This window comes from Sulfuriflexus sp., assembly GCF_032250955.1.
Lineage (GTDB): Bacteria > Pseudomonadota > Gammaproteobacteria > AKS1 > AKS1 > Sulfuriflexus.
In genome coordinates this window covers 1-3,180 of the sequence record NZ_JAVVES010000124.1, presented here as the reverse complement: position 1 = coordinate 3,180, position 3,180 = coordinate 1, and the positions used below count along the sequence as shown (strand labels likewise).

General features: G+C 57.3%; 1 protein-coding gene and 2 pseudogenes. All 3 read left to right on the top strand.

Annotation, left to right across the window (positions count from 1 at the left end):
* Nucleotides 1–331, top strand: a pseudogene (locus RQ738_RS13440) (DDE-type integrase/transposase/recombinase); the annotation flags it as partial.
* A gap of 382 nt (nt 332–713) precedes the next feature.
* Nucleotides 714–2,780: a recombinase family protein gene (locus RQ738_RS13435; protein ID WP_314165821.1), complete on the top strand. Its 2,067-nt coding sequence runs from the start codon at nt 714–716 to the stop codon at nt 2,778–2,780.
* A pseudogene (locus RQ738_RS13430) lies at nt 2,781–3,122 on the top strand (integrase core domain-containing protein); the annotation flags it as partial. It lies immediately after the preceding gene.
* Between the last annotated feature and the right edge of the window lie 58 nt (nt 3,123–3,180).

Sequence of the window (3,180 nt, the reverse complement as noted above, 5' to 3'; positions counted from 1 at the left end):
GAGGCCACAGCTCCTGGCGCGAGGGCCAAACGAGGTCTGGAGCTGGGACATATCCTGGCTGAAAGGACCGGCGCGCCTGGTCTACTACTACCTCTACGTCATCCTGGACATCTTCAGTCGCTACGTGGTGGGCTGGATGATCGCCGAGGAAGAGGCCGCAACGCTGGCCAGGCAGTTCATCGCCGCGACCTGCGCCAAGCAGGCCATAGCGCCGGAGCAACTGACGCTCCACGCCGACCGCGGCGCGCCGATGCGCGCCACATCGGTCATCCAGTTACTGGAGAAGCTGGGTGTGGACCGCAGCCACAGCCGGCCCTACACGTCCGACGATATCTCAACTTAATACCCCCGTCACTGATCGACCTGATGAAAAACTAACCGAGATAGAAGTCACGGACCCTACACATCCTCTGTTTGGGCGCCACCTCCCCTTCCTTTCCGTTAGCTCTCCTCCTCGAGGCCCAGCTCATGTTTTTGTCTCGTACCGTGGAGTCATGAGGTTGCGCATCCCCCTCGCGGCGACTAACCTCGCGCCACCTCGGCCAGCTCCATCAAACAAGCTCACACTGCACGCCGTAACAGAACTCATTTCGCTGGCCGAGCAATGGGAGGTTGTATGTCGGTCCAGCCAAGCGAAATCTGGGGGAGACTGTCCGCCACAAGGCGAGAACAAATCCGCGATGAACTAACCCTCATCATGCAGGAGGTGATCTATGAGCACATCCGAACTGGTAACCCGGAGCCACCTGGCGCGCAAGGCGATCATCTACGTGCGCCAATCGACGCCCCACCAGGTTCTCTCCAACCAGGAGAGCCTGCGCTTACAATACGCGCTCGAGCGGCGTGCCCAGGAGTTGGGGTGGCCGGAAGCGAATATTGAGACCATTGATACGGACCTGGCGGTGTCAGCCGCTTCAGCCCGTTTTCGAGAAGGTTTCAAGGAGATGGTTTCTCAGGTCGCCTTAGGACAAGTAGGGATCATCGTCTCTTCGGAGGTGCAACGTCTCTCGCGAAATTGCTCTGATTGGTATCCGCTCTTGGATGTGTGCGGGTACAAAAACTGCCTCATCGGCGACCGAGATGGCATCTACAACCCGGCTTCGCCCAATGGCCGTTTGCTGCTGGGCATCAAGGGGCAGCTCTCAGAAATGGAACTGCACCTGATTCAGGCACGGATGACGGCGGGTCTTCTCAATAAGGCCAAACGCGGTGAACTAGCACTGCCGCTGCCCACCGGTCTGACGCGTGATGACCTCGGCCGGGTGGTCAAGGATCCCAACATCGAGGTCCAACAGCGGATTCAGCTCGTGTTCGATACGTTTCTGCGCCTGAGAACGGCCAGCAAAGTGCTGCGTTTCTTTGCTGAACACTCGCTTCTGATTCCCCGTCGTGACCGTTTCGGTGAGCCCGTATGGAGGAGACCATCCATGACGGCCATCATTGAAATCCTCAAGAACCCCGCCTACGCCGGCGCCTTTGTCTACGGCCGGACGAAAACAGTGCGTGATGACTCGGGCAAAGCCAGGCAGAAACGATTGCCTATGGAGCAGTGGCGCATTCTTGTCCATGACAAGTATCCAGCGTATATTGATTGGCAGACGTTCGAGCGGATTCAGGCGATGCTGAAAGATAACCACGCCAGTTACGAGCGCAATAAAACCTGCGGTGTGCCCAGAAAGGGAGCTGCCCTTTTGCAGGGTCTCGTCTATTGTGGAGAGTGCGGTCACAAGATGCTGGTGGAGTATAAGCATGGCGTCCGCTATGTCTGCGACTATAGGCGGCGTCACTACCAGGGACCGGTGTGTCAATATATCCCAGGGACCCCTATCGAAGAGCGCGTTGTCGATGCATTTTTCCAGGTACTTTCTCCGGTCGAACTGGACGCTTATGAGCAGGCCTTGGCAGCTCAGAAAGAAACAGATGAAAAAGTGGATCAGGCCCATCAGCAGCAACTCGCTCGCCTGCGCTACGAGGCGGAACTAGCCCAGCGGCAATACAATCGTGTCGATCCCGACAACCGGCTCGTGGCCGCAGAATTGGAACGGCGCTGGGAGGCCGCCTTGCGTGCGCTCAAGGAGGCAGAGGATAGCTACGGCCGCAAAAAGAAGGACTATCTACGTCTCTTACCCTTGCCGGCTGAACTCAAAGAAGCCTTTTTGGGCGTGGGTCAGAATCTTCCCCAACTGTGGCAAGGGGATGTACTGAGACCGGAACAAAAAAAGGCGTTGCTCCGCTGCCTCGTAGAAAAAGTGGTCATCCATCGGGAACCCCGCGACTGCATCCAGACACGTATTGTGTGGCAAGGTGGTGACACAACAACCCTACAAATCCCTATCCCTGTCGGGTCCTTTGCCGAACTGTCAAAGGCCGCTGAGATGGAACAACTTATCGTCGATCTCAGCCGGGAGGAGCGAACGGATGAGGAGATAGCTGCCTATTTGACGGCTCATGGCTATCGCTCGCCGACGCGACCGGATAAGGTCTTGCCGAGCACGGTGCGCGGTATTCGCTTGAAGCACGACATCTTGCAGGAACGACCTCGCTCCAACCCCCGTCGTATTCCTGGTCATTTAACCGTACCACAGGTGGCACAGCACCTGGAGATAACCCCTAACGCGATCCACTACCATATCAAGAATGGGCGGATCCAGGTCGCCAAGGATCCTCAGACGGGACTATATCTGTTTCCCGACGAACCTGAGACCCTGGCAATGTTCAGACAGTTCCGGGCGGGTAAACTTCAGAACTTGCGTTTTCCAAGGGAGCATCAAGATGACTAATCGGATGACAATCCCTTCTCCGAGGCCCAGTTCAAGACGATGAAGTACCGGCCGGATTATCCCGCTCGCTTTGGCAGTCTCGCCGACGCCCAGTCCTGGGCGCGAGAGTTCTTCTACTGGTACAACAACGAACATCGCCACAGCAGCCTGGGCTTGATGACGCCGGCAACGGTTCACTATGGTCAAGCAGCGACTTTGACCGCACAACGGCAAACGACGCTGGCGGCCGCTTATGACGCGCATCCGGAGCGTTTTGTTAACGGGCTGCCGCAGCCGCCGGAACTGCCGCAGGCGGTCTGGATTAACCCACCCGTCTCTGAGGAGTCGGATGGCCAGTCGTAGTAGGGGCTGTGGGTATGTGGGTAACTGCGCAGTATCCAGTTACCCACATATCCATCAG